The sequence below is a fragment of the Streptomyces sp. NPDC037013 genome (genome assembly GCF_055607265.1).
Genome location: NZ_JBVJRV010000001.1, coordinates 348,653 through 366,480 on the forward strand (window position 1 = coordinate 348,653; position 17,828 = coordinate 366,480).

The 17,828-nt window shown below is 74.0% G+C and carries 18 protein-coding genes; 8 read left to right on the forward strand and 10 right to left on the reverse strand.

What is annotated here, in order from left to right; all coding sequences use genetic code 11:
* Nucleotides 1–27 precede the first annotated feature (27 nt).
* The 4 genes from ACZ7DY_RS01515 to ACZ7DY_RS01530 all read left to right on the forward strand — a co-directional run bounded on the left by ACZ7DY_RS01515 (nt 28) and on the right by ACZ7DY_RS01530 (nt 5,537).
* Entirely contained in the window at nt 28–858 is an 831-nt protein-coding gene (locus ACZ7DY_RS01515; protein WP_471128553.1) for an SDR family oxidoreductase, read from the forward strand.
* Between the two features lie 89 nt (nt 859–947).
* Entirely contained in the window at nt 948–1,535 is a 588-nt protein-coding gene (locus tag ACZ7DY_RS01520) for a TetR/AcrR family transcriptional regulator (protein WP_471130166.1), read from the forward strand.
* 46 nt (nt 1,536–1,581) lie between these two features.
* A complete protein-coding gene (locus ACZ7DY_RS01525; protein WP_471128556.1) occupies nt 1,582–2,739 on the forward strand; it encodes an acetyl-CoA C-acetyltransferase in 1,158 nt (385 codons plus the stop codon).
* Between the two features lie 149 nt (nt 2,740–2,888).
* Entirely contained in the window at nt 2,889–5,537 is a 2,649-nt protein-coding gene (locus tag ACZ7DY_RS01530) for an ATP-binding protein (protein WP_471128559.1), read from the forward strand.
* Between the two features lie 31 nt (nt 5,538–5,568).
* Here the strand turns inward: ACZ7DY_RS01530 and ACZ7DY_RS01535 are convergent, their stop codons facing one another.
* Genes ACZ7DY_RS01535 through ACZ7DY_RS01550 form a run of 4 tightly spaced genes read right to left on the reverse strand, consistent with a single transcriptional unit; the run spans nt 5,569 to nt 9,039 of the window.
* Nucleotides 5,569–6,615, reverse strand: a complete 1,047-nt coding sequence (locus ACZ7DY_RS01535) for an NAD(P)H-dependent flavin oxidoreductase (RefSeq protein WP_471130169.1) — start codon at nt 6,613–6,615, stop codon at nt 5,569–5,571.
* Between the two features lie 14 nt (nt 6,616–6,629).
* Complete coding sequence (locus tag ACZ7DY_RS01540; RefSeq protein ID WP_471128561.1) at nt 6,630–7,400, reverse strand: CoA-transferase subunit beta; 771 nt, start codon at nt 7,398–7,400, stop codon at nt 6,630–6,632.
* The gene (locus ACZ7DY_RS01545) at nt 7,397–8,269 is read right to left on the reverse strand and encodes a CoA transferase subunit A (RefSeq protein WP_471128564.1); all 873 of its coding nucleotides are present in this window, start codon (nt 8,267–8,269) and stop codon (nt 7,397–7,399) included. Before ACZ7DY_RS01545 ends, ACZ7DY_RS01540 begins: the two co-directional genes overlap by 4 nt.
* Nucleotides 8,266–9,039, reverse strand: coding sequence for an enoyl-CoA hydratase family protein (locus ACZ7DY_RS01550; protein WP_471128567.1), 774 nt, complete (start codon nt 9,037–9,039; stop codon nt 8,266–8,268). Before ACZ7DY_RS01550 ends, ACZ7DY_RS01545 begins: the two co-directional genes overlap by 4 nt.
* Before the next feature lie 67 nt (nt 9,040–9,106).
* Between ACZ7DY_RS01550 and ACZ7DY_RS01555 the strand changes: the two genes are divergently transcribed.
* The 3 genes from ACZ7DY_RS01555 (at nt 9,107) to ACZ7DY_RS01565 (ending at nt 11,737) form a co-directional block, all read left to right on the forward strand.
* Nucleotides 9,107–9,871 carry an SDR family oxidoreductase gene (locus tag ACZ7DY_RS01555; RefSeq protein WP_471128569.1) on the forward strand — a complete coding sequence of 255 codons (765 nt, stop codon included), beginning with the start codon at nt 9,107–9,109 and terminating at the stop codon, nt 9,869–9,871.
* Nucleotides 9,872–9,892: 21 nt separating this feature from the next.
* Nucleotides 9,893–10,819 carry an SDR family oxidoreductase gene (locus tag ACZ7DY_RS01560; protein ID WP_471128572.1) on the forward strand — a complete coding sequence of 309 codons (927 nt, stop codon included), beginning with the start codon at nt 9,893–9,895 and terminating at the stop codon, nt 10,817–10,819.
* A gap of 165 nt (nt 10,820–10,984) precedes the next feature.
* On the forward strand, nt 10,985–11,737 hold the full coding sequence (locus ACZ7DY_RS01565) for a type 1 glutamine amidotransferase (protein ID WP_471128575.1): 753 nt from the start codon (nt 10,985–10,987) through the stop codon (nt 11,735–11,737).
* Here ACZ7DY_RS01565 and pcaDC read toward each other — a convergent pair.
* From pcaDC to ACZ7DY_RS01595, 6 genes are all read right to left on the reverse strand, one after another.
* Nucleotides 11,734–12,888 carry a bifunctional 3-oxoadipate enol-lactonase/4-carboxymuconolactone decarboxylase PcaDC gene (gene pcaDC / locus ACZ7DY_RS01570; RefSeq protein ID WP_471128578.1) on the reverse strand — a complete coding sequence of 385 codons (1,155 nt, stop codon included), beginning with the start codon at nt 12,886–12,888 and terminating at the stop codon, nt 11,734–11,736. The two genes, ACZ7DY_RS01565 and pcaDC, sit on opposite strands and share 4 nt — an antisense overlap.
* The gene (pcaB, locus tag ACZ7DY_RS01575) at nt 12,885–14,270 is read right to left on the reverse strand and encodes a 3-carboxy-cis,cis-muconate cycloisomerase (RefSeq protein WP_471128581.1); all 1,386 of its coding nucleotides are present in this window, start codon (nt 14,268–14,270) and stop codon (nt 12,885–12,887) included. Before pcaB ends, pcaDC begins: the two co-directional genes overlap by 4 nt.
* The gene (gene pcaG, locus ACZ7DY_RS01580) at nt 14,267–14,881 is read right to left on the reverse strand and encodes a protocatechuate 3,4-dioxygenase subunit alpha (protein ID WP_471128584.1); all 615 of its coding nucleotides are present in this window, start codon (nt 14,879–14,881) and stop codon (nt 14,267–14,269) included. Before pcaG ends, pcaB begins: the two co-directional genes overlap by 4 nt.
* A complete protein-coding gene (gene pcaH, locus ACZ7DY_RS01585; RefSeq protein ID WP_471130172.1) occupies nt 14,878–15,606 on the reverse strand; it encodes a protocatechuate 3,4-dioxygenase subunit beta in 729 nt (242 codons plus the stop codon). The genes pcaG and pcaH overlap by 4 nt, the downstream gene beginning before the upstream one ends.
* A 102-nt stretch (nt 15,607–15,708) precedes the next feature.
* Nucleotides 15,709–16,356 carry a CoA transferase subunit B gene (locus ACZ7DY_RS01590; RefSeq protein ID WP_471128587.1) on the reverse strand — a complete coding sequence of 216 codons (648 nt, stop codon included), beginning with the start codon at nt 16,354–16,356 and terminating at the stop codon, nt 15,709–15,711.
* Complete coding sequence (locus ACZ7DY_RS01595) at nt 16,356–17,138, reverse strand: CoA transferase subunit A (protein ID WP_471128590.1); 783 nt, start codon at nt 17,136–17,138, stop codon at nt 16,356–16,358. The genes ACZ7DY_RS01590 and ACZ7DY_RS01595 overlap by 1 nt, the downstream gene beginning before the upstream one ends.
* Nucleotides 17,139–17,357: 219 nt before the next feature.
* Between ACZ7DY_RS01595 and ACZ7DY_RS01600 the strand changes: the two genes are divergently transcribed.
* Nucleotides 17,358–17,828 (forward strand): MarR family winged helix-turn-helix transcriptional regulator, encoded by a 471-nt coding sequence (locus ACZ7DY_RS01600; RefSeq protein ID WP_471128593.1) that lies wholly within the window; start codon nt 17,358–17,360, stop codon nt 17,826–17,828.

Consider the following 17,828-nt stretch of genomic DNA (forward strand, 5'->3'; position numbering starts at 1 on the left):
GCCGGGAACCAGAACCGGAGGCCGCCCATGGACGCACCCGCATATGTGCCGGGCCACGACCTGCTCGCGGGCCGCACCGCCGTGATCACGGCGGCCGCCGGGGCGGGCATCGGCGGCGCCACCGCGCGCCGCTTCCTGGAGGAAGGGGCGCGCGTCGTCATCGGCGACGCCCACGCGCGCCGCACCAAGGAGTCGGTGACCGCGCTCGCCGGGGAGTTCGGCGCCGACCGCGTCGACGGCATCCCGTGCGACGTCACCGACACGGCGCAGATCGAGGCGATGTTCGACCTGGCGGAGCGGTCCCACGGCCGCCTCGACATCGTCGTGAACAACGCGGGCCTCGGTGGCACCGCCGAGCTGACCGAGATGTCCGACGAACAGTGGGACAGGGTCGTCGACGTCACGTTGAACGGCACGTTCCGCTCCACCCGTGCCGCGCTGCGCCGCATGCGGGCCGCGGCCCGGGGCGGTGAGCGGGGCGGCGCCCGGGAAGGTGCGCGGGGCGGTGGGCCGTCCGGCGTGATCGTGAACAACGCCTCGGTGCTCGGCTGGCGCGCCCAGGCCGGCCAGGCGCACTACGCCGCGGCGAAAGCGGGCGTCATGGCCCTCACCCGCTGCGCCGCGATCGAAGCGGCCCCCCACGGCATCCGGGTCAACGCCGTCTCGCCGAGCCTCGCCCTCCACCCCCACCTCGCCAAGGTCACCTCGCCCGAGCTCCTCGAAGAGCTCACCGCGCGCGAGGCGTTCGGCCGGCACGCCGAGCCCTGGGAGATAGCCAACGTCATCGTCTTCCTGGCCAGCGCCTACTCCTCGTACATGACGGGGGAGACGGTCTCGGTCAGCAGCCAGCACGCCTAGCGGAGAATGTCCGTGTGTCGAAACCGAACCAGCGCACCGGCAAGCCGACCGGCGCACCGAAGAAGCCCCACGCACCGAAGAAGCCCCAGATGAGCCCGTCGCCCGAGCGCCGCAGCGAACTGCTCGCCATTGCCGCCGACGTCTTCGCCGAGCAGGGGTACAACGCCACCACCGTCCGCAAGATCGCCGACGCCGCGGGCATGCTCGCCGGCAGCCTCTACTACCACTTCGACTCCAAGGAGTCGATGCTCGAAGAGATCCTCCGCACCTTCCTCACCGAGCTGTGGGACGGGTACGACACCGTGCTCCAGGCCCAGCTCGACCCCCGCGGCACGCTCGAAGCCCTCGTCACCGAGTCCTTCCGGGAGATCGACCGGCACCGCGCCGCCGTCGCGATCTACCAGAAGGAGTCCAAGCACCTGGTCGCACAGCAGCGCTTCCAGTACCTGTCGGACTCGCAGCAGCGGTTCGAGAAGGCCTGGCTGACGACGCTGGAGCGAGGCGTCGCGGAAGGGGTCTTCCGCGAGGACCTGGACATCCGGCTCGCCTACCGCTTCGTGCGCGACACCGTCTGGGTCGCCGCGTCCTGGTACCGCCCCGGCGGAGGTCACAGCCCCGAGGAGATCGCCCGCCAGTACCTGTCGATGGTCCTGGACGGCATCTCCGTACGTACGTGAGCGGCACGTCACAGCGCGGCGCCGCACGACCGAGGAGTACGCACTCATGGCCGAGGCCTACATCGTCGAAGCGGTCCGCACCCCCGTCGGCAGGCGCAGGGGAGGGCTCGGCGGGGTCCACCCCGCCGACCTGGGAGCCCACGTCCTGAAGGCGCTCGTCGAGCGCGCCGCCATCGACCCCGGCGCCGTCGAGGACGTCGTCTTCGGCTGCCTGGACACCGTCGGGCCGCAGGCCGGCGACATCGCCCGCACCAGCTGGCTCGCGGCCGGGCTGCCCGAAGAGGTCCCCGGCGTCACCATCGACCGGCAGTGCGGATCCTCCCAGCAGGCCGTGCACTTCGCCGCGCAGGGCGTCCTCTCCGGCACCCAGGACCTCGTCATCGCCGGCGGCACCCAGAACATGTCGATGGTCCCCATCGCCTTCGCCTCCCGGCAGGCCGCCGAGCCCCTCGGCCTCACCCAGGGCCCCTACGCCGGCAGCGAGGGCTGGCGCGCCCGCTACGGCGACCTGCCCGTGAACCAGTTCCACGGCGCTCAGCTGATCGCGGAGAAGTGGGGGATATCCCGCGACGACATGGAGGAGTTCGCGCTGCGCTCGCACCGGCGGGCCGTCCGCGCCATCGACGAGGGCCGCTTCGACCGCGAACTCGTCGCCCACGGCGCCGTCACCGCCGACGAGGGCCCGCGCCGCGACACGACGGCGGAGAAGATGGCCGCCCTCAAGCCCGTCGTCGACGGCGGCACCATCACCGCGGCCTGCTCCTCGCAGGTCTCCGACGGCGCCGCGGCGCTGCTCGTCGCGAGCGAACGGGCCCTCCGCGACCACGGGTTGACGCCCCGCGCCCGCGTCCACCATCTCTCCGTGCGCGGCGAAGACCCCATCCGGATGCTCTCAGCGCCGATCCCGGCCACCGCCCACGCCCTGAAGAAGACCGGCATGAGCATCGGCGACATCGACCTCGTCGAGATCAACGAAGCCTTCGCGCCGGTCGTCCTCGCCTGGCTGAAAGAGACCGGCGCCGACCCGGAGAAGGTCAACGTCAACGGCGGCGCCATCGCGCTCGGCCACCCCCTCGGCGCCACCGGCGTCCGCCTGATGACCACCCTCCTGCACGAACTGGAGCGCACCGGCGGCCGGTTCGGGCTCCAGACCATGTGCGAAGGCGGCGGCCAGGCCAACGTGACGATCATCGAACGCCTCTGACGGCCGCACCGAAGGGCCCCGGCCGTCCGGGATATGGACTCCTCCTCACCCCTTGCGGCAGTACCTGCGCCGACCGCGCTCCATCGCGGCCCGGACCCGGCTAGTCTCGACTTCTGTACGTCGATTGAGCGACCCCGGGAGGTAGCGCGATGACGCAGGTACGGCCCGGAGGAGCCGCCCCGGCCCCGCTGTGGGAGCGCGACGACGAACTCGCGGCGGCGACCAGGGCCGTCGAGGCTCTCTGCGCCGACGCGTCGGCCACCGGCGGTCTCATCGCCTTCAGCGGGGAAGCGGGCATCGGCAAGACGGCGCTCCTGGCCGAAGTGCGCCGCATCGCCGAGGACCGCGCCACGGTCTGGTCCGCGCGCGGCGGCGAGACCGTCACCTCCGTCCCGTTCAACGTCGTGCGCCAGCTCCTGCAGCCCGCCCTCGTCCACTTCACGCCCGACGAGGCCCGCGAGTACTTCGGCGACTGCTACGACATCGCCGGCCCCGCCCTCGGCATAGCCGAGCCCAGCGGCGGCCAGGCGGACCCGCAGGGGGTCTGCGACGGCCTCGTCGAAGCGGTCTCCCGCCTCGCCCGGCAGTACTGGCCGCTCGTCCTCCTCATCGACGACGCGCACTGGGCCGACCAGGAGACACTGCACTGGCTGGCCACCTTCGCCGAGCGCCTGGAGGAACTGCCCGTACTCGTCGTGGTCGCCCGCAGGCCCGGCGAGGCCACCGGCGACAGCGCCCGTCACCTGGCGACGGTCGGCGCCCACGCCCGGTCGTTCACCACCCTGCGCGCCCTCACCCCGGACGCCGCCGCGGGCCTGACCCGCGCCACCCTCGGCGAGCACGCCGACGCCCCGTTCTGCCGCGAGGTCTGGGCAGTCACCGGCGGCAATCCGTACGAATCCGTCGAACTCCTCGCCAAGGTGCAGGACAGCGAACTGGAGCCGGTGGAGAGCTCCGCCGAAGAGCTGCGCGCCCTCAACCGCACCGCCCGCGGCCGCGGCCTCGTCGCCCGCCTCGAAGGACTCGGCACCGACGCCACCCGCTTCGCCTGGGCCGCCGCCATCCTCGGCAGCGCCATCTCCGTCGAACTGGCCGCCCAGCTCGCCGGGATGACCCCCGACAGCGCCGAGCGCTGCGCGGAGCGGCTCTGCACGGCGCGCATCCTGGTCGTGGGCGACGAAGGGCTCGAGTTCGTCCACCCGCTGATCGCAAGCACCGTCTACCGCTCCATCCCCGCCGCCACCCGCACCGCGATGCACGGCCAGGCCGCCTCCGTCGTCACCCTGTCGGGCCGGGGCGCCGCGGCCGCCTCCCGGCACCTCCTCGAAGTCCACCCGGACGACGACCCCGAGCTGGTGGAGCAGTTGCGCGAGGCCGCCGCCGAACACCTCGCCGTCGGCGCGCCCGACGCGGCCCGCCGGTGCCTGGAGCGGGCCCTGCGGGAACCCCCGCTGCCCGAGATCCACGCCCGCGTCCTCTATGAACTGGGCTGTGCCACCCTCCTCACCTCACCCGTCACCACCATCGGCCACCTGCGCGAGGCCCTCTCCATGCCCGGCCTCGACCAGGAGCTGCGCGTCGACGCCGTCTGCCGCCTCTCGCAGGCCCTCGTCCACAACGACCAGCTGGACAAGGGGCTGCGCGTCATCGCCGACGAGGCGGCCCGGCTCGACCAGGGGCCCGCGCGGCTGCGCCTGCAGGCCGTGCACTACATGTGGGAGGGCATCCACGCGGGCGAGGAGGACTCGCCCCGGCGCTCGCGGCGCCTCGCCGAGCTCGCCGGACCCCTCACCGGCAGCGACAACTCCGAGCGCGCCCTGCTGATCCTGCGCGCCTTCGACGCCATGACCCGCGGCGAGAGCGCCGAACTCGTCGTCGAACTCTGCGACCGGGCCCTCGTCAACGGCCGCCTGGCGCCCGGGCTCGGCTGGACCGACCCCGAATGGACCTTCGAGCTCCGCCTCATGCTCGGCGGCTCGTACGCCTTCTCGGACCGGCTCGACCGCGCCGAGAGCCTCTTCACCGAGGCCGTGCGCGCCTACGAGACGGCGGGCTGGAGCGGCGGACACCTCGCCCTGTCGCACGCCTTCCTCGGCTATGTGTACCGCAGGCGCGGCCGGCTGACCGACGCCGAGCGCTCCCTGCGCGAGAGCCTGCGCCTCGCCGACCGCGTCGGCGAGGGCCTGCCGATGCACTGGGAGGCGGCCAGCATGCTCATCGACACGCTCTTGGCGCGCGGCCACGTCGAGGAGGCGGGCGACATCGCCGACCGGTACGGCTTCGCGCCGCCCTCCGCCTCCACGATCTACGTGCCCGACGCCCCGTCCGTCCGCGGCAGACTCCTGCTCGCCCTCGGCCGCACGGAGGAAGGCCTGAACGAACTGGAGGCCACCGCGAAGGCGTTGACGGCACGCGGCCAGTACAACACCGTCCTCGCGCCGTGGGCGTACGACCTCGCCCGCGCCCTGGCCCACGAGGACCCCAAGCGGGCGGCGGACCTGGTCGCGGACGCCCGCATGCAGGCCGAGCGGTTCGGCACGGACACCGCGATCGGCGAGGCCCTGCGGTGCGCGGCGGCCCTGGAGAGCGGAGCGCGCTCCATCGCCCTCCACCGCCAGGCCGTCACCTACCTGGAGGCGTCGCCCTGCGCGTACGAACACGCGGTGGCCCGCGTCGAGTACGGCATCGCCGCCGGTTCCCCGACGGACCTGGAGCGCGGTCTGACGCTCGCGCGTTCCTGCGGCGCGGACGGCCTGGTGGAGCGGGCGCTGGATCACCTGACTCCGGTACGCCGCTGACACCCGCCGGGCCGCAAGGGGTCCTGCCGGATCAGACCGCCTTCAGCCGGCCCAGGACCTCCCCGGCCTCGGCCATCACCCGCTCCACCAGCTCCACGCACGACGGCAGGTCCTCGATCACCCCCGCCACCTGCCCGGACGCCATCACCCCCAGCTCCGGACGCCCGTCCACCATCGCCGACTTGAGCATCATCGGGGTGTTCGCCGCCAGCAGGACCTGGCTCCAGGTCAGCTCCTTGCCCTGCCGCATCGCCAGGCCGTCGCGGACCAGCCGGCCCCAGCTCATCGCGGAGACCTTCCGGAACGCCGCCGCGTGCCGCACCGCGCGCGCCAGCGACGTGATCCGGCCCGACCTCTCCAGGCCCGCCACGAGCTCCGTCCGCAGCATCCGGTGCGGAAGGCCGTCCACCCGCGTGGTGACCGTGACGTCCTTGACGGAGGCGGCCAGATAGCGGGCCTTGACCGCGTCCGGCACCGTCGAGTCCGAGGTGAGCAGGAACCGGGTGCCCATGGCCACGCCCGCCGCGCCATAGGCGAGGGCGGCGACCAGACCGCGCCCGTCGCAGAAGCCGCCGGCCGCGACCACCGGAATGTCCACGGCGTCCACGACCTGCGGGAGCAGCACGGTCGTGGCGACCTCGCCGGTGTGGCCGCCGCCCTCGCCGCCCTGCACGATCACCGCGTCCGCGCCCCACGCGGCGACCTTCTCGGCATGCCGCCGCGCGCCGATGGAGGGGATGACCACCACGCCGGCGTCCTTCAGCTCGGCGATGAGCTCCCTGGAGGGCGCGAGGGCGAAGGAGGCGACCCGCACACCCTCGTCGACGATGATCCGGACCCGCTCCCGCGCGTCGCCCGCGTCGGCCCGCAGATTGACCCCGAACGGCTTGTCCGTACGGGACTTCACCTCACGGACGGCCGAGCGGAGCTGGCCGACGGTCATCGTGGCCGAGGCGAGGATGCCGAGCGCCCCGGCCTCGGCGCTGGCGGTGACCAGCCGGGGGCCCGCCACCCACCCCATCCCGGGCTGGACGATCGGATGCCGGACCCCGACCAGCCGGGTCAGCGGCGTCTCCACGGTGGGCGGTGGGATCACGGGCGCACCTCGCGCTCGCGCAGGCCGCGCGGGTCCACCACGTCGCGGATCAGCCGCAGTTCCTCCGGGGTCGGCTCGCGTGTGGGCGGGACGTCGTCCGGCACGGTGAGCGCGAAGCCGGTGGCCTCGCGCACCCGGTCGGGCGTCACGCCGGGGTGCAGGGAGACCGGGCGCATCGCGCGGTCGGGTGTCCGGAAGTCGAAGACGCCGAGGTCGGAGACGACCCGCCGCAGATCGTGGAAGCGGGTGGCGGACGGGCCCGCGGCGGCCGCGCTGTCGTACCCGACGCCGCTGATCATGTCGACCTTCTCGACGAACACGCGCGTCGAGTGCCGCGGGATCCAGTAACTCACCGGGTTGTTCAGGGTGTTCACCGGGGCGCCGCGCACGCCCAGGAGCTGTCGGGCGGGGCGCGCCCAGTCGCCGATGCAGGAGATGTTCTGGTTGCCGAAGCGGTCGATCTGGCTCGCGCCCATCATCACGTGCCGTCTGCCGCCCATGACCATCGTCAGATGTCTGCGGTACGGCAGCCATCCCTCGGTCACCGCCGACGCCGCGCCGACGGCCGGCACGTCGCCGATGAGCAGCGCCTCGCCGTCGGTGAGCAGCAGGTCGGGGGAGAAGGTCAGCTTGGCGAGACGGGCCGCGACCAGGGGAACCGCGCCCATCGGCGAGGCGAGGATCTCGCCCGCGCCGCGCCATGCCTCGGCGCAGGCGATCACGCAGTACTCGGCGCGGGTGACGGCCCGGTCGGTGGTCGACGTCATCGCTGCTCCTTGTGCAAGGCTTGCACGGCCAGGTGGTAGTCGGGCTCGTCGCCGGCGAGGAAGCGGGCGCGGAAGGCGTCCCAGGCCGCCGGGTCCGCCGCCGCGGTGGCGTACTCCTTCTGGAAGGGCTCGTCGCGGCCGTAGTCGGGCGCGCAGGAGGTGAAGTGGGCTCCCTTGGGCGTCTCGGTGACGCCCGTCACCGCGTGCCGGGAGACGAGCATCGTCTGCGGCGCGGCGTGCGCGGTGAGCTCGCCGGGGTCGACGATGCGCTCGCAGGAGACGTACGCGGTGTCGGCCGCCTCGCAGAAGAGGTCGTCGAAGTACGGATCGGGGCCCAGGTACTGGCCGTTGCCGAAGGGGTCGGCGCGGTTCAGGTGGACGAGGGCCGCGTCCATCCGCAGCGCGGGTACGGCGACGAGCTCCTCACCGTCCTCGTACGGCGAAGTGACCGTGCGCAGATGGGGGTTGACCCGGAGGACGTCGGAGCCGAGCCCCGCGCGGATCGGCAGGAACGGCAGCCGCTGGGCGCCCGCGGTCAGGCCCTGCATGAACATCGCCTCGTCCAGCTCGACGAGTTCGAACGCGCCGCGCTCGCGTGCCGCGCGGTAGTGCGGCTCCAGGGGGATCGAGTCGAGCGTCACGAAGGCCGTGACCAGCTTGCGGATGCGGCCGGCCGCGGCGAGCAGACCGACGTCCGGGCCGCCGTACGAGACGACGGTGAGGTCCGTGACGTCGGATCTCAGCAGGGCGCGCACCAGCGCCATCGGCTTGCGGCGCGAGCCCCAGCCGCCGATGCCGAGCGTCATCCCGCTCCTCAGACGGCCCACGATCTCCTCGGGCGTCATCCTCTTGTCGATCCTGCCGCTCATGCCCTGCCCTCCCCTTCCGTCCCGGCCTCCGCTCGCGTGCCGAAGTCCTCGCGGATGCGGTCGGCCAGGCCGCTGAGGTTCGCCTCGAAGGTGAAGCCCTGCTCGAAGCGGTAGCTGCGGTGCACGTCGACCGGGTCGATGCCGTTGATCGCGGCCTTCGCGAAACGCAGCAGTGTGCCGTCCTTGCGGGCGATCTCCCGGGCCAGCTCCAGGGCGGTGCCGGCCAGTTCCGAGCGCGGGACGACGCGCCACACGGAGCCGTGCGCGTGCAGCTCGGCGGCGGTCACCGTCCGCGAGGTGTAGTACAGGGCGCGCATCAGGTGCTGCGGCACGAGACGGGCCAGGTGGGTGGCGGCACCGAGCGCCCCCCGGTCCAGCTCGGGCAGGCCGAAGGTGGCGTCCTCGCTGGCCACGATCGCGTCCGCGTTCCCCACGAGGCCTATCCCGCCGCCCAGGCAGAAGCCGTGCACCGCGGCGACGACGGGGACCTCGCAGGTGTACACCGCCGAGAACGCCTCGTAGCAACCGCGGTTGGCGCCGATCAGCGCGGTGTGGCCGGGGTCGCGCCGCATCTCCTTGATGTCCACGCCCGCGTTGAACCCGCGGCCCGCCGCGCTCAGCACGACGCAGCGGATCCCGGGGTCGCGCCCGGCGGCGCGCACCGCCTCCGCCAGGTCGTACCAGCCCTGGACGGGAAGGGCGTTGACGGGCGGGTGGTCGACGGTGACGACGGCCACGCCCTTGTCCGGGGTGGAGGTGGAGACAGACATCAGAGGATCCGCTACCTTTCGACCACACGCCTCAACCAAACATTTGTTAGTCGGAAAGGTAGCAGCGATGACTGACAGACGACAGGTGGTCGTCGTGACCGGCGGCACCCGCGGCGTCGGCGCCGGGATCGCCCGGAGCTTCCTTGCCATCGGGGCCCGGGTCGTCATCTGCGCCCGCAGGCCACCCGAGGGGCCGGTCGAGAACGCCGGCGCGACCGCAGAGTTCAGGCCCCTCGACCTCCGCGACGCCGAGGCGGCCCGCGCCTTCTTCGCCGAAGTGGCCGCCGACCATGGCGCGGTGGACGCCCTGGTGAACAACGCGGGCGGCACCCCGTTCGGGCTGCTCGCCGACTCCGCCCCCACCCGCCAGGCCAAGATCGTCGAACTGAACCTGCTCGCCCCGCTGTACGCCTCGCTCGCCGCCCACGCCGTGATGTGCCGTCAGGAGACGGGCGGCAGCATCACGATGATCGGCAGCGTCAGCGGAACCAGGCCTTCGCCCGGCAGCGGCGTGTACGGCGCCGCGAAGGCGGGCCTGGAGAACCTGGCCGGCACGATGGCGGTCGAATGGGCCCCGGACGTGCGCGTCAACACCGTCGTCCTCGGCCTCGCCCGCACCGAGAGCGCCGCCCTCCACTACGGCGACGAGGAGGGCATCGCCCGGGTCGCCCGCACCGTCCCGCTCGGCCGCCTCGCCGACCCCGCCGACGTCGGCGACGCCTGCGTCTTCCTCGCCTCCGACCGCGCCCGCTACATCAGCGGCGCCGCCCTGCGGCTGCACGGCGGCGGCGAGCGCCCCGCCTTCCTTGCCGCGGCCTCCGTCAACCACTGATCGCACCCGAGGAGTTCTGCCATGACGTCAGCTGCCGATTCCGGGCTCTGCGAGGGCCGCGTCGTGATCGTCACCGGCGCGGGGCGCGGTCTCGGCCGGGCCCACGCGCGCGCGTACGCGGCCGAAGGCGCCCGCGTCGTCGTCAACGACCTCGGCGTCGGGCCCGACGGCTCCGGCGGATCCCGCGGACCCGCCCACGACGTCGTCGGGGAGATCCGCGCGGCGGGCGGCGAAGCCGTCGCCCATGGCGGCGACATCGCCACGTCCGAGGGCGCCGCCTCACTGGTGCGGACCGCGATCGACACGTACGGACGCCTCGACATCCTCGTCAACAACGCGGGCTTCCTGCGCGACCGGATGCTGGTCAACCTCGACGAGGACGACTGGGACGCCGTGCTGCGCGTTCACCTCAAGGGCCACTTCCTGCCCCTCAAGCATGCGGGGGCGTACTGGCGCGCCGAGGCGAAGGCCGGCCGCGCCACGCACGCGTGCGTGGTCAACACCAGCTCGGGAGCGGGGCTCCTCGGCAGCGTCGGGCAGGGCAACTACAGCGCGGCCAAGGCGGGCATCCTCGGCCTGACGCTGGTCGCCGCCGCCGAACTGGGCGCCTACGGAGTGCGGGTGAACGCCATCGCGCCCGCCGCCCGCACCCGCATGACCGAGCGGACCTTCGCCGACACCATGGCCGCACCCCAGGACGGCGGCTTCGACGCGATGGCCCCGGAGAACGTCTCTCCGCTGGTGGTCTGGCTCGGCTCCACCGCCTCCGCCGGCGTCACGGGCCGCGTCTTCGAGGCGGAGGCGGGCCGCATCACGGTCATGGAGGGCTGGCGGCCCGGCCCGACCGCGGACAAGGGCGCGCGCTGGACCCCGGCACAGGCCGGCGAGGCCGCGCTCGGACTGCTCGCCGACGCCGAGCCGCCCCAGCCGGTGTACGGGGCGCGCTGAGCGCGGGACCGCGACGGAGCGGCAGGGAAAGCGTTCTCGCCACGCAGCCGTGCTCCAGGTGCGCCCCGAGCCCCGCCGCACCCCCGGCCCGAGGCCCCCCGCACCACTCTGACCAGGCACGTTAGGCTGGAGGCCTTCCCCAGTTCCCGGTCGAGGAGACCTCCCATGCCCGCGCGCACCGTCCTGATCCTCCAGCACGTCGAGGTGGAGAGGCCGGGCCTCATCCTGGACGCGCTGGACGGCAGCGGACTCGACGTCGACGTCCGCAATCTGCTCGACGTGCCGGGGGCCGGCGCGGACGACCTGCCGTCCGTGTCCGAGCTGGCGGGCCTCGTCGTGATGGGCGGCCCCATGAACGCCGACGACCTGTCGGGCCACCCCGCGCTCAAGCTGGAGCGGGACCTCTTGGTCGACGCGGTGCGCGTCGGGCTCCCGACGCTGGGCGTGTGTCTGGGCGCCCAACTCCTCGCCCGCGCCCAAGGGCTGACCGTCCGCGCGGGCGCCGAGCTGGGGCGCGCGGGCGAGATCGGCTGGGCGCCGCTGCGCGACGTGGACCGGGACGACCCCGTCGTCGGCCCGCTGGCCGATGCCCCCGGAGTCCTCCACTGGCACGACGACCGCATCGTGCCCACCGCCGGGACCCGTGTCCTCGCCCGCACCGCCACCACCGAGTGCCAGGCGTTCCGGGCCGGCCCGGCGGCCTGGGGGCTCCAGTTCCACCTGGAGGTGACGCCGGGCCTCCTGGACGAGTGGCTCGCCGAGCCCTCCTTCGCCGAGGAGGCGGCCGGAGCGCTCGGCCCCGGCGCGACCGACCGGCTGCGGGCCGAGGCGCGCGCCGTCGCGCCGGCCCTGCGCCCCCTGGCCGAGCGGAGCCTCGGCCACCTGAGGTCTCTCTGGGGGGCGCGCGCCGGGCTCTAGGCTCCCCCGGTCCCGTCGGCGGCCGCGTCCTCCGCCAGTACGCGCTGGGCCACCGCGAACGCCGCGTTGGCGGCGGGCACCCCGCAGTAGACCGCGGACTGCAGGAGGACCGCGCCGATCTCCTCGGGCGTGAGCCCGATCCGGCGGGCGGCGCGGACGTGCAGGGCCAGCTCGTCGAGGTGGCCGTGGGCGACCAGCGCCGTCATCGTGATCATGCTGCGCTCGCGGCGGGCCAGCGTCGTGTCGGTCCAGATCTCGCCCCACGCGTAGCGGGAGATGAAGTCCTGGAAGCGTGCCGTGAACGGTGTCGTGTTCGCCTGCGCGCGGTCCACGTGCGCGTCCCCGAGCACGGCGCGCCGCACGGCCGTACCGCCGCCCGCGGTGTCGCCACCGAAGTGGGCGCGCAGCGCCGCCGTGACGGCGCCTGGCCGCTCGGCGGGCGCCAGGTGCGCGGCGCCCGCGACTTCCAGGAGCGTGGCGCCCGGCACGGTGTCGGCGATCTCGCGCGCGTGGGCGGGCGGAGTCGCCGGGTCCGCGCGTCCGGCGACGACCAGTGTCGGCGCCTCGACCGACGCCAGTGCCTCCCGTATGTCGTACGCGGCCAGGGCGTCGCAGCACGCGGCGTACGCCTCCGGATCGGCCGCCCGCAGGTCCGCCACCAGGGCGGGCACCGTGAATCCGGGGGTGAACCACCGCCCCGGCGCCGCCTCTGCGACACCGGCCAGGCCCTCGCGGCGCACCAGCGCGGCCCGCTCCCGCCAGGGCCGCGCCCCGTCGAAGTGCGCGGACGTGCAGAGCGCCGCGAGGCTCGCCACCCGGTCGCCGTGGTGGGCCGCGAGGTGCAGGCCCACGGCCCCGCCGAGCGAGACGCCGGCGTACGCGAAGCGGTCGACGCCGAGCGAGTCGGCGAGGGCCAGGACGAGTCCGGCGAGTTCGGCGACGGTCGCGCCGGGGCCGATCAGGTCGGCGGGGGAGCCGCCGTGGCCGGGCAGGTCCCAGCGCACGACCCGGTGCGTGGTGGCGAGTTCGGGCGCGACGGCGTCCCACAGGGCGGTGGAGGTGCCCAGGGACGGGCCGAGGAGGAGTGGGGGAGCGGTGGCCGCCCCCTCCGTGGTGTGGTGCGGCAGCCTGCCGCTCGGTACGGGGGTCAACGTCGCTCCAGGGCACGGTCGGTGAGGGCACCGGCCGAACCGGTGTAGTGGGTGGGGTCGGTGAGCTCGCCGAGGTCGACGTCCTTCAGGGCGGGCTCCTCGGCCAGGACCTCGGCGAGGGTCCGCTGCTCGGCGTGGGCCCGCCGGGCGGCGCCGGTCAGCAGCTCCTTCGCGCGGGCCCGGCCAAGGAGCGGGGTCAGCTCGACCGACAGGCGCTCGGCGACGATCGCCCCGCGGGTGAGGCCGAGGTTCTCGCGCATCCGCTCCGGGTGCACGCGCAGCCCCTCGGCGAGCTCGGCCGCGTCCCGGGCCGCGCCGCCGGCCAGCCGCAGCAGGGCGCGCAGCGGCTCCCACTCGGCATGCCAGGCGCCGGCGGGCCGTTCGTCCTCGGCGGGCAGCGAGCCGTAGAGGGTCGCGGCGAGCGCGGGTGCGCGGCGGGCGGCCGCGGCGATCAACGTCGCGCGCACGGGGTTGGCCTTGTGCGGCATGGCGGACGAGCCGCCACCGGTGCCCTCGGAGACTTCGGCGATCTCGGTGCGGGAGAGGGTGAGCACGTCGGCCGCCGTCTTGCCGAGGGCGCCCGCGGTGAGGGCGAGGACGGCGGCGAGGTCGGCGACCGGTGTACGGAGGGTGTGCCAGGGCAACATCGGCTCGCGCAGCGCGAGTTCGCGGGCGAAGGCCGCGACCAGGGACTCCCGGGACGGATGCGGGGCCGCGCCGGGGCCGGGAGCCGTGCCGGGGCCGGGCTCCCCGTCCACCGACACTCCCGCACGCCGCGCGTCCGCCCCGAACGACGCCAACGTGCCCGCCGCGCCGCCCAGTTGGACCGGCAGTCCGCCGCGTACGTGCGCGATCCTGTCCCGCGCGTCGAGGACCAGCGACCGCCAGCCCGCCGCCTTGAGGCCGAATGTCGTCGGCACCGCGTGCTGCGTGAGCGTACGGCCCGGCATCACCGTCTCCCGGTGCGCCGAGGCGAGCCGTGCCAGTGCCCGTTCCGTGCGGGCCAGGTCGCCGAGGACCAGGTCGAGTGCCCGCGCGGACAGGAGCATCAGCGCCGTGTCCAGGACGTCCTGGCTGGTCGCGCCCCGGTGGACGTAGGGCGCGGCGTCGGCGGGTACGGCCGCCGTCACCTCCGCCACCAGCGGGATCACCGGGTTGCCGCCGTCCCGCGCGCGGAGCGCGATGTCCGCCACGTCGAAGCGGCCGGGGTCGGCGGCCACCCGCGTCACCGCGTCCGCCGCGTCCGGGGGCGCAAGACCCACGGCGGCCTGGGCGCGGGTCAGTGCTGCCTCTACGGCCAGCAGCGCTTCGAGGAAGGCGGTGTCGGAGGTCGCGTCGGCGACGGCGGAGCCCACCTCTCCCGGGGCGAACAGGCCGCTCATCGGGGATCCGGCCCAAAGTCGAGGAAGACCGTCTCACCCTCGCCCTGGAGGCGGATGTCGAACCGGTACGTGCGTGGCCCCTCGCCGAGGGCGACGAGGGTGGCACGCCGCTCGGCGTCGAGCCCGGCGAGCAGCGCGTCTCCGGGCTCGTCCACCAAGTACGCGCGCGTGTACAGATGGTGGAGCAGCCCGCGCGCGAAGACGGCCACGGAGATGTATGAGACGCCTCCCGGAGGCAGCGTCCGCACGGCCCAGTGGCCGTCCGCGTCGGTCGGGACCCGGCCGAATCCCGTGAACGCGACGCCGTCCCGCCCCACGACGTCGCCCGTGACGGGGTCGTGCCGCAGCGACCCGGGGGCGCCCGTGCGCGAACCGTCCGGCGCGGGCTGCCAGGTCTCGATCAGGGCGTCGGGCACGGGCCGTCCGGCGCCGTCGAACACGTACCCGTGCAGGGTGATGGTGTCGGGGTGGCCGACGGGCGCGACCTCGCCGCCGCGCGGGAAGGGCAGCGCGTAACCGTAGAAGGGGCCGACGGTCTGGGAGGGCGTGGGGGCGTGCGCGGGCGCGGACGGCGCCGAGCGCGGCCGCGGGGGAGTGGGTGCGGACGTCATCGGATCTGGTCGCCCTCCTCGAAGAGCGTCGCGGACGGGCCGTCGAGGACGATGTCCCAGCGGTGGCCGAGCGACCACTCGGGGACGGACAGGGCGTGGTCGTAGGCGCAGACGAGGCGCTGCCTGGCCGACTCGTCGGTCACCGAGCGCAGCACCGGGTCGTACGGGAAGAGGGGGTCCTGGGGGAAGTACATCTGGGTCACCAGGCGCTGGCTGAACGCCGTGCCGAAGAGCGAGAAGTGCAGGTGCGCCGGGCGCCAGGCGTTGACGTGGTTGCGCCACGGGTAGGCGCCCGGCTTGACGGTGGTGAAGGAGTAGGCGCCGTCGTCGTCGGTCAGGCAGCGCCCGAAGCCCGTGAAGTTCGGGTCGAGGGGCGCCGGATGCCGGTCCAGCTGGTGGGCGTACCGGCCGGACGCGTTGGCCTGCCACAGCTCGACCAGCTGGCCGCGGACCGGACGTCCCCTGCGGTCGAGCACCCGGCCGCTCACCGTGATGCGCTCGCCGAGCGGCTCGCCCGGGTGCTGCCGCGTCAGGTCGCTGTCCAGGTCGGTCACGTCGGTGACGCCGAACGCGGGCCCGCTCAGCTCCACCGCCTCCGGGTCGCGGAGCGGCACGAGCGGCTGCTTGGGGTGGCGCAGGTGGCTGCTGCGGTAGGGCGGGTAGTCGCGCGCCGGATGGGGGCCACCGGCCGCCGCGGCCTGCGCCTTCTCGATCTCGGCGTCCATCGCCTCCTGGCTGAGTCCGTCGGGCAGGGGTTCGGTGGTGAGGGACATCGCTTCGGGCTCCGTTCTTCGGGCTCCGTACGGAGAAGTGGTGGGCGGCGCGGGTCAGCCCGCGAGCTCCGCCGGCACATGGACCTCGGCCGCGGTCCGCGAGACGAGCTGCGCGACGGTGACGCCGGGCGCCGTCTCGACCAGCTCCAAGCCGTGGTCCGTGACCTCCAGTACGCCGAGGTCGGTGATGATCCGGTCGACGCAAGCCCGGCCGGTCAGGGGCAGCGTGCACTCGTCGAGGATCTTCGCGGTGCCGTCCTTGGCGGTGTGCGTCATGACGACGACGACCGTCCGCGCGCCGTGCACGAGGTCCATCGCCCCGCCGATCCCGGTGATCATCTTGCCGGGGACCGCCCAGTTGGCGAGATCCCCGCGCGCGGAGACCTGCATCGCGCCGAGCACGGCGACGTCGATGTGACCGCCGCGGATCATCCCGAAGGAGAGCGCCGAGTCGAAGAAGGAGGCGCCGGGCAGGACGGTCACGGTCTCCTTGCCCGCGTTGATGAGGTCGGGGTCGACCTCCGCCTCGGTGGGGTAGGGGCCCACGCCGAGGATGCCGTTCTCGGACTCGAGGACCACTTCCACGCCCGGCGGCAGGTGGTTGGGGATCAGCGTGGGCAGGCCGATGCCCAGGTTCACGTACTGCCCGTCGCGCAGTTCGCGCGCGGCGCGGGCGGCCATCTCCTCCCGGGTCCAGGCCATCAGACGCCCACCGTTCCCCGCGTCGCGGGCCCGGAGACCGTGCGCCGCTCGATGCCCTTGTCGGCGGCCTGTTCGCGGGTGAGCGCCACCACCCGCTGGACGAAGATGCCCGGCAGGTGCACGGCGTCCGGGTCGATCATGCCGGGCTCCACCAGCTCCTCCACCTCCGCGACGGTCACCCGCCCGGCCATCGCCGCGAGCGGGTTGAAGTTGCGGGCGGAGCGGGCGAAGACGAGGTTGCCGTGCCGGTCGCCGCGGGCCGCGCGCACCAGGGCGTAGTCGGTGCGGATGCCGCGCTCCAGGACGTACGGGGTGCCGTCGAACTCCCGCACCTCCTTGGGTGGTGAGGCGAGCGCGACCCCGCCCTCGCCGTCGTGGCGCCAGGGCAGCCCGCCCTCGGCGACCTGTGTGCCCACGCCCGCGGGGGTGTAGAAGGCGGGGATGCCGGCGCCGCCCGCCCGCAGCCGCTCGGCGAGCGTGCCCTGCGGGATCATCTCGACCTCCAGTTCGCCGCTCAGATACTGCCGTGCGAACTCCTTGTTGGCGCCGATGTAGGAGCCGGTCACGCGGGCGATGCGGCCCGCCGCGAGAAGCACCGCGAGCCCCGAATCCATCGCCCCGCAGTTGTTGGAGACGATCCGCAGGTCCGCGACCCCGGACCGGTGCAGCGCGCGGATCAGTTCGTTCGGCACGCCGCTCAGACCGAAGCCGCCGACCGCGACCGACGCCCCTTCCCGGACGTCGGCCACCGCCTCGGCGGCCGTGGCCACCACCTTGTCCATCCGTACGCCCCCCTCTCATCCCGACGTGTCCCGCACATTGATCAGGGCACTGACTATTTCGGCGAGGATAGGAGTTCACCAACTGCCTGACAAGACCTGACCTCTCCGCGACGGAGAACGAGTATTGTTCTGTGCACCAACGAAAGTCCTCGGCGAACACGCCACAACGAGATCCGCGCCGACGGCCCGCGTCGGTGAGCCGGAGGAGCGGAGAACCCCATGGTCGCGGCGGACCTGGCCACCCACCCCGGGCACCTGGCCCGGCGCCTCCAGCAGGCACACCACCTGCTGTGGAACGCGATGGTCTCCGAGGAGATCACCTCGCCGCAGTACGCCGTCCTCAACGCCCTCGTCGCCGAACCCGGCCTCGACCAGCGCACCGTGGGCGAGCGGGTCGGCCTCGACCGGTCCACGATCGCCGAGGTCGTCGCCCGGCTGATCCGCCGCGGCCTGCTCCACAAGATCCGCGATCCGCGGGACGGCCGCCGCTTCCTGCTGCGCCTGACCGACGAGGGCCACGGCACCCACCGCCGGCTCACCCTGCGGACCGCCCGGATGAACCAGGTCCTGCTCGCCCCGCTCTCCGCCGAGGAGCGCTCCGTCTTCCTCGACCTGATCCAGCGGGTCGCGGACGCCGCGGAGGACCTGCGCAACCCCGCGGCACCCGCCGCCGCGGCCCTCACCGACTGA

Excerpts from the sequence above, each read along its gene's own strand:
- ACZ7DY_RS01545 (WP_471128564.1), bottom strand. The coding sequence starts at position 8,269 with ATGAGCGGCAGGATCGACAAGAGGATGACGCCCGAGGAGATCGTGGGC.
- pcaB (WP_471128581.1), bottom strand. The coding sequence starts at position 14,270 with ATGAGCGGCCTGTTCGCCCCGGGAGAGGTGGGCTCCGCCGTCGCCGAC.
- pcaG (WP_471128584.1), bottom strand. The coding sequence starts at position 14,881 with ATGACGTCCGCACCCACTCCCCCGCGGCCGCGCTCGGCGCCGTCCGCG.
- ACZ7DY_RS01540 (WP_471128561.1), bottom strand. The coding sequence starts at position 7,400 with ATGACGTCGACCACCGACCGGGCCGTCACCCGCGCCGAGTACTGCGTG.
- ACZ7DY_RS01595 (WP_471128590.1), bottom strand. The coding sequence starts at position 17,138 with ATGGACAAGGTGGTGGCCACGGCCGCCGAGGCGGTGGCCGACGTCCGG.
- ACZ7DY_RS01600 (WP_471128593.1), top strand. The coding sequence starts at position 17,358 with ATGGTCGCGGCGGACCTGGCCACCCACCCCGGGCACCTGGCCCGGCGC.
- ACZ7DY_RS01590 (WP_471128587.1), bottom strand. The coding sequence starts at position 16,356 with ATGGCCTGGACCCGGGAGGAGATGGCCGCCCGCGCCGCGCGCGAACTG.
- pcaH (WP_471130172.1), bottom strand. The coding sequence starts at position 15,606 with ATGGACGCCGAGATCGAGAAGGCGCAGGCCGCGGCGGCCGGTGGCCCC.
- ACZ7DY_RS01530 (WP_471128559.1), top strand. The coding sequence starts at position 2,889 with ATGACGCAGGTACGGCCCGGAGGAGCCGCCCCGGCCCCGCTGTGGGAG.
- ACZ7DY_RS01525 (WP_471128556.1), top strand. The coding sequence starts at position 1,582 with ATGGCCGAGGCCTACATCGTCGAAGCGGTCCGCACCCCCGTCGGCAGG.
- ACZ7DY_RS01520 (WP_471130166.1), top strand. The coding sequence starts at position 948 with ATGAGCCCGTCGCCCGAGCGCCGCAGCGAACTGCTCGCCATTGCCGCC.
- ACZ7DY_RS01515 (WP_471128553.1), top strand. The coding sequence starts at position 28 with ATGGACGCACCCGCATATGTGCCGGGCCACGACCTGCTCGCGGGCCGC.
- ACZ7DY_RS01560 (WP_471128572.1), top strand. The coding sequence starts at position 9,893 with ATGACGTCAGCTGCCGATTCCGGGCTCTGCGAGGGCCGCGTCGTGATC.
- ACZ7DY_RS01565 (WP_471128575.1), top strand. The coding sequence starts at position 10,985 with ATGCCCGCGCGCACCGTCCTGATCCTCCAGCACGTCGAGGTGGAGAGG.
- ACZ7DY_RS01550 (WP_471128567.1), bottom strand. The coding sequence starts at position 9,039 with ATGTCTGTCTCCACCTCCACCCCGGACAAGGGCGTGGCCGTCGTCACC.
- ACZ7DY_RS01555 (WP_471128569.1), top strand. The coding sequence starts at position 9,107 with ATGACTGACAGACGACAGGTGGTCGTCGTGACCGGCGGCACCCGCGGC.